Below are 6,000 nucleotides of genomic sequence, written 5' to 3' on the forward strand. Positions count from 1 at the left end.
GGGTGTACGCGAGGGGTCGCGAAACTGCAACCGCCAACCCCCGGCGCCCGGATTGTGAGCCGGATCGGCAGTTGCCATCGGCTCCGCGGGGCGCACTCTAACCGCAATGACACCTTGGATCCGGACCGTGCTCTTGTCGCTGGCCATGGGCACGGCTTCGACCATGGGTTGGGCCAGGGCCGACCAAGCCGCTCCCGCCCAGGGCGCCGCCGCGAAGCCAAGCCCCAGGAATGTGGTGCCCGCGGAATTTGATGCGCTTCGCAAAGGGACCAACACGATCGTTCTCGACGTCAGGACGGCGTCGGAATACGCCGATGGACACCTCCCCGAGGCGCTCCTCCTGGACTTCCGGGCACCTGATTTTGAGGCGCAGGTCGCGAAGCTGGACCGGTCACGGATCTACCTGGTCCACTGCGCCGGCGGCGGGCGCAGCGCGAGGGCCTGTGTCAAAATGATCTCCCTGGGATTCACGAATGTGGTCAATCTGGAGGGCGGCCTCGGCGCCTGGACCGAAGAGGGCAGGCCTTTGGAAAAGTGAGCGCGGGGTCCGACGGCAAGGGCGGGAGCGTCCTGCAGCCGCAGGCGACGTTTGGAATGTCGGTCGTCATTCCGGCGTTCAACGAGGAGAAGCTGCTTCCGGCGACGCTGGAGGCGGTGCGGACCGCCGTGGGGGCCTGGGAACGCCGGGGGTGGGCTCACGAGGTGATCGTGTGCGACAACAATTCGTCCGATCGCACCGCGGCGATTGCGCGGGAGGCCGGGGTCCGTGTGGTCTTTGAGCCGGTGAACCAGATTGGACGCGCCCGAAATGCCGGTGCGGCGGTGGCGGTGGGCGACTGGCTGGTGTTCCTGGACGCCGACTCCCGGCCCACGGAGGCGCTGTTTGACGCGGTGGCCGACACCGTGGCGTCGGGCCGCGTAGTGGCCGGGGGCAGCATTGTGAAACTCGATGGCGGCGGACCCGGCCTGGCAGTGCTCACCGGGGTTTGGAACTGGACCAGCCGCCTCTTCCGTTGGATGGCCGGGTCCTTCATTTTCGTGGAGCGGGCGGCGTTTGTGGCGGTGGGCGGCTTCAACGAGGCCCTCTATGCGGCGGAGGAGATTGACCTCTCGCGCCGGCTGAAGCCGCTGGCGCGCCGGGGTGGTCGCCGGTTGGCGATCCTCACGGAGGCGCCGCTGCTCACCTCGGCGCGCAAGGCGAGCCTTTACACGCCCTGGGAGCTTGCGCGCTTTTCACTCCGGGGCCTGCTGCGCCCCGGGGCGACGCTCCGGAACCGGGAGGCCTGCAGTCCGTGGTACGACGGTCGCCGGTGAGTCGGTCCGTTGGAGGGATCCCGACCGGCCCGGCCTGGCACTGCATGGTCGCCCGGAACCCGCCCTGCCGATCGGCGGGGATCCAGTCCCGCGAAGGGGGCGGGTTGCCGGCGGGCGATGCCACAAGTCCGCGATGCCACCGGACGCAGAAAAAGCCTTTGACGCGCCGGAAACGGCGTCGGTAGTTTCCGCGGCTCGACAGTGTTCCAGAGTAGCTCAATGGTAGAGCAATCGGCTGTTAACCGATGGGTTGTAGGTTCGAGTCCTACCTCTGGAGCCAGCTCAAAAACCTCAATAAATCAGGGGTTTTTGGCCTTCCAGACCCCGGTTTTGACCCCAAGTGTGTCGTCAACTGTGTGAGAAACCCGCGGCTTGCCGGCCCTCCGGCACCCCTCGGGACCCCTCCGCAGCCACTCCGTAACCGGTCCAGACTTCGCCTGTCAGGCTCGTTTCCCGACGAAGCCATGAAGCAGCGATTCTGGTTGGACCAGCGGGGCGCGGTCTTCTGCCTGAAGGGGCGGTGTCACCCGCTGATGGGCGAGAAGCTCTTCCACGAGTACTGCGACCTGATGGGCCGGCCGCTGCTGGAGCAATCCCCGCTCAGCCGGGCGGAACGGGAAGCGCTCTTCGAGGCGTTTCTGTCCGCGTGCGAGTGGGTCGCGGTGTCGTTCCTTTGGCGGCCGAATTTGCCGGACGAAGGCGACAACCACCTGATCGAGTTGGGCGTCGCGGGTGGGGCGGACAGCATCATTTCCGCCAACACCCGCGATCTCAAGGGCGGTGAGCTGAAGTTTGGAAACCTGGCCGTGGAGACCCCGGCGGCATTTTTGAAGCGATGGAGGAATACCTATGGCAACGATGACGATCCGAATTCCTGACGCGAAGCACCAGCGGCTGCGCCGCTTGGCGGAGCGGCAGGGCGTCAGCCTCAACAAGCTCGTCGAAGAATGGGCCAATGTGGCCCTGGCTCAGCACGATGCCGAGGCCCGCTTTCAGGCCATGGCGGCCCGGGGCGATGTGCGCCGCGGCCTGGCGCTGCTCGACAAACTGGACCGGGCTTTCGCCAACAAGTCCTGAACGACCGATGTCCGCTGCTCTCACCGGATCGCACCTCCTCGCCCTGCTCGCGCTCGCCCCGCTTCATCCCAAGGCGCGCACCAGGGCGCGGCGCCAGAACTCCTCAAACTCGCCCAGGGCCAAGCGGTCATGGGCTGAAGGCTGACGAAGTCGGGCATCCCGGAGCTGGTTGGCAAGTCGTGCCTTGGCATCCATCAGTATGCTCACGGCCGCCCGGACCAGCACGTTGACCGGAACCTTGGTCCCGGCCGCCTGCTGCAACCGGAACAGAAACGCATTGAGTTCGGCATCTTCGGCCCGGGTGAGCACGAAGCGTTTGGTGATGGTCGTCTCCTCCGTCGGCGACGTTGGAACCACCGGCGACGTAGTCGGAGCGGACGCAACCTGGAGTCTCGGCGTCGAGGTTGCCGCGCGGACCAGGTCCGCGGAGATGGGATCGCAGGGACGCTCCTGGTGGCGATTTCCAGGCATGGACCACCTCCTGCGTTGAAGCGGACGCTGCACGCCGCTGCGCCGGGCGCTCCTCAAACTCTCTGGCCAGCGCCCGGTATTCGTCCGCCACCGGGTGATCTCCCCGGTACTGGAGAATGGTCTGCCCTGCCTTCTGCGCTTCCTGAACCACGACGCTGCGGCTGACAGGATCTCCGTCCGGAACTTAAGCGTGTGGCCGGCCGGGTCGGCGCAGGTCCGTTCCACGTAGCCAACCAATTCGCGCGCCAGCCGGGTCTTCGGACGCGGCAAGGCGCACGCCACGACTCCCAGAAGCGCCAGGTCCGGATTGGCGTGGCGCTGCGCCAAAACGATGTCACAGCCATCCCATAGGGAGGCGTTTACAAATGGGATAGGTTCGGAATCCATTGGAATTCCGTTACGGCAGAGGAAAATGACTTTAAGGATTACATCAGTCAATCCAGCGGGGCATTTCCGGCGTCGTGCTGTCCCACAGCTTCAACAGAATTGTGGGAAAAAGCCTTGTTCCGGCCGCGCCAAGTTGCGGTAACTGCCCCGGGCTGTCCCATAGCGCCCTAAAATTTCCGGCAGATCCAGCGTTTGCCATATTTGAGAGCGCACCAAGGCAAAAAGCCTCACAAAGCTGTGCGTCCATTCATGCGCCCAAGCCAGGTATCTCAACAACAAATGAACCAGTAACGCCGTCCAGACCTGCCAGCGGATTGCATTGGCGCTATACCCGATCAGGTCACAGAGCTTGAGCGTCTGCTTCAGTTGTTTGAAGAACACCTCGATCTCCCACCGTGCCTTGTACAACGCGACCACCGTGCTCGCGGCCCACCTCAGTTCGTTGGTCAGAAAGACCATCTCCCGTTCCTGGCCGTCCACCTCCACCAGCGCGCGGATCCGGCGTGCGGAAAGGCCGTTGCTCAGGGCCACCCATTCGTCGGCCAGGATCTTTCCCCCTTGGGGCACCTCCCGCCGCTCCAGGACGTCGCACACCATCCCTTCCTTCCAGCGCGTCACCCAGACCACCTCCCGATCGGAAAGGTCCTTGAGGTGCTTCCGATCGACATACGCACGGTCGAAAACCACCACTTCCCCTGTTTTCAGGCCCGCGCACAGCTCTCGAGCCCGGCCGGCATCCGATTCCCGGGCGGTGTCCACCACCACGTAACCCGGCAACAGCGACTGAAAATTGAGGCGCACATGGGCTTTGGCGGCGGCCTTGCGCCGCCGGTGCTGAGCCCAGGGCATGCAGTTGGCCACCAGTTCAATCGTGGTCGAGTCCACCAGATGGATCGTCGCCTTGAATCGCCTCAGGCGCCCCGACAGCCGCCGTCCCCCGAAACCCGGACTCTGCTCGCGCAAATGCTCCAGGGTGCGCCAAAACAGATCCTCCGCCATCTTGCTGGGCCGCTCCTGATTGGCGTGCGAGAGGGTGTTGCGGTGTGGAGGGGTGGCCCCGCGGATGGCGGACAAGGGGCCGGAGTAGAGCTGCAGCGCATCGCACAGGTCATTGAGACCGAATGCATGGCTTAGCTTTCCATAGATCAGGGCCACCACATGGCTCCAGTGACTAAAGGTTCGGGCCTTGCTCTCCGCCCGGTGCTCCCTGGCCAAGGACGCCACCAAGTGCGGCGGAATCAGTTTGCAAAGCTGGCCGAGAATCGTGAACTTGCTGCGGGCTGAGTTGAGATGTTTTTTCATTCACGGACAGGCTGCGTCGCCCGCCCGCAAAACGTCAACTCAGCCTTTTTCCACCCCATTTCCTATGGGATGGCTGTGAAACGATGTCGGCCAGTGCTACTGCCGGGGCGCTCACCGCGAGGTGATCCGGCATGGCACTGAGCACGACGTAGTCGGCCTCCTTCAACGCCGGGATGGTCGTCTTGGTCTTCTGCGGCGGGGTGTCCAGAAACACGCAGTCGTACTTCCCATGTCACGGTGCTGGACGGGGAGACCCTCCAGACGATTGCCGACGCGGTGGTCCCGGATGCGGCACTCCGGGTTCGCCAACAGCGACTGGGCCCCGAGATCCTGCGGACGGTGCGTGCCATTCGTGCGGCTACCAATGAGGCACGCACGGTGAACCAGCCGCTGCTCTTCGATCACATTGCCCTCCAGGTCCGGGAACCGAGCGTGCCTGCGGAACTTCTGCTGGTGGCGCCCGGCCGATACCGCAATCCGAAGGAGGCCGCCTTCGGAATGCAGGACGCCTGGCCGAGCGATGGCCATCTGACCGCCACAGCCGCCCGTTCGGTGTTCTCGACAGTCGAACGCGCCCACCGGCTGCGAGGCGTGACGGTGGAATGGCTGGTCACCGACTTCGACGACTTCGCCAACGACAGTCATCGGGACGGTGCTTCCCGCTTCTGGACGCTGTTTCTGGGGACACAGGACGGCCGATTGGGGGGATTCTCTCCCGATCACCGCATCGCCCTGGCGCGAATCACCGAAGGCCGCCGTATCCCGTTGCGAACGCCGGCATTCGACCCAGCGGATTCCGAGGTTGTGATGCATTCCCGGACACGGCGCATCACGGAAATGCGGACGCCAAGTCCACGGGTTTCCGAGATCCCCACGCCTCCGCCGGGGAAGACCGCCATCGCCATCCTCTGGGACCAGGGTGGCACCACCAACGCCGCCGTGGACCTCGACCTGTATGTGCAGCCCCCGTCCGGTGGGCCGGAACTCTATTTCGCGAAACCCGAATCCCAGTATGGCCGCCTCTTCCGCGACGTCCGTCAGTCCCTGGCCGCATCACCGGAATCCTGGCGCTCCACCTGGGAGTACGTCGAACTGTCGGATGACAGCCTGCCCACGGAAGTTTGGATCAACCTCTACCAGGGCAGGGGGCCAATTCATGGGATTGTGCGGGTCTTCCGCAGTGGGCAGGAGGTGGAACTCGGATTCGAGCTACCGGCAGTGCTCGGCGACCATGCGAGTGATCGCTCCCGGCGCTCGAACAGTCCGCAGTGGATTCGAGTCCCGCTGTCGGACGTCACAGCCCCAGCGGCAGTATCCGCTGAACCCAGCATTCAACCCGAGAGTCTGGCGGCGAGTCCAACCGGACGTTGAACCTCGACAACACCACGATAGGGAGCCGCGCCGAGAGGCCGTCGTCCAGTGACCATCTTTCGGAGGGATCCCGATCCA

7 protein-coding genes and 1 tRNA gene are annotated in these 6,000 nt (G+C 64.6%); 6 read left to right on the forward strand and 2 right to left on the reverse strand.

Translation table 11 applies throughout. The features are described 5' to 3' along the window. Positions 1-106: 106 nt before the first annotated feature. From KF791_15155 to KF791_15175, 5 genes are all read left to right on the forward strand, one after another. Positions 107-538 (forward strand): rhodanese-like domain-containing protein, encoded by a 432-nt coding sequence (locus KF791_15155; protein ID MBX3733913.1) that lies wholly within the window; start codon positions 107-109, stop codon positions 536-538. Then, the gene (locus tag KF791_15160) at positions 535-1,314 is read left to right on the forward strand and encodes a glycosyltransferase (GenBank protein ID MBX3733914.1); all 780 of its coding nucleotides are present in this window, start codon (positions 535-537) and stop codon (positions 1,312-1,314) included. The genes KF791_15155 and KF791_15160 overlap by 4 nt, the downstream gene beginning before the upstream one ends. 205 nt (positions 1,315-1,519) lie before the next feature. Beyond that, positions 1,520-1,594, forward strand: a tRNA-Asn gene (locus tag KF791_15165). A gap of 184 nt (positions 1,595-1,778) precedes the next feature. After that, the gene (locus tag KF791_15170) at positions 1,779-2,192 is read left to right on the forward strand and encodes a PIN domain-containing protein (protein MBX3733915.1); all 414 of its coding nucleotides are present in this window, start codon (positions 1,779-1,781) and stop codon (positions 2,190-2,192) included. Next, a complete protein-coding gene (locus tag KF791_15175) occupies positions 2,164-2,391 on the forward strand; it encodes a toxin-antitoxin system HicB family antitoxin (protein ID MBX3733916.1) in 228 nt (75 codons plus the stop codon). Before KF791_15170 ends, KF791_15175 begins: the two co-directional genes overlap by 29 nt. Before the next feature lie 63 nt (positions 2,392-2,454). On the opposite strand, the gene KF791_15180 is transcribed toward KF791_15175, so the two are convergent. Then, the gene (locus tag KF791_15180; GenBank protein MBX3733917.1) at positions 2,455-3,249 is read right to left on the reverse strand and encodes a hypothetical protein; all 795 of its coding nucleotides are present in this window, start codon (positions 3,247-3,249) and stop codon (positions 2,455-2,457) included. A 90-nt stretch (positions 3,250-3,339) separates the two neighbouring features. Beyond that, entirely contained in the window at positions 3,340-4,551 is a 1,212-nt protein-coding gene (locus KF791_15185; protein MBX3733918.1) for an IS4 family transposase, read from the reverse strand. A gap of 237 nt (positions 4,552-4,788) precedes the next feature. Here KF791_15185 and KF791_15190 point away from each other — a divergent pair, with 237 nt between their 5' ends. After that, entirely contained in the window at positions 4,789-5,922 is a 1,134-nt protein-coding gene (locus tag KF791_15190; protein MBX3733919.1) for a hypothetical protein, read from the forward strand. The last annotated feature ends 78 nt before the right edge of the window (positions 5,923-6,000 follow it).

The sequence above is a fragment of the Verrucomicrobiia bacterium genome, from assembly GCA_019634635.1.
In the GTDB taxonomy this organism is placed as follows: Bacteria; Verrucomicrobiota; Verrucomicrobiia; order Limisphaerales; family UBA9464; genus UBA9464.

Bases quoted from the DNA above. Each gene is read 5' to 3' on its own strand.
- KF791_15155 (MBX3733913.1), top strand. From the start codon at position 107: ATGACACCTTGGATCCGGACCGTGCTCTTGTCGCTGGCCATGGGCACG.
- KF791_15170 (MBX3733915.1), top strand. From the start codon at position 1,779: ATGAAGCAGCGATTCTGGTTGGACCAGCGGGGCGCGGTCTTCTGCCTG.
- KF791_15175 (MBX3733916.1), top strand. From the start codon at position 2,164: ATGGCAACGATGACGATCCGAATTCCTGACGCGAAGCACCAGCGGCTG.
- KF791_15180 (MBX3733917.1), bottom strand. From the start codon at position 3,249: ATGGATTCCGAACCTATCCCATTTGTAAACGCCTCCCTATGGGATGGC.
- KF791_15185 (MBX3733918.1), bottom strand. From the start codon at position 4,551: ATGAAAAAACATCTCAACTCAGCCCGCAGCAAGTTCACGATTCTCGGC.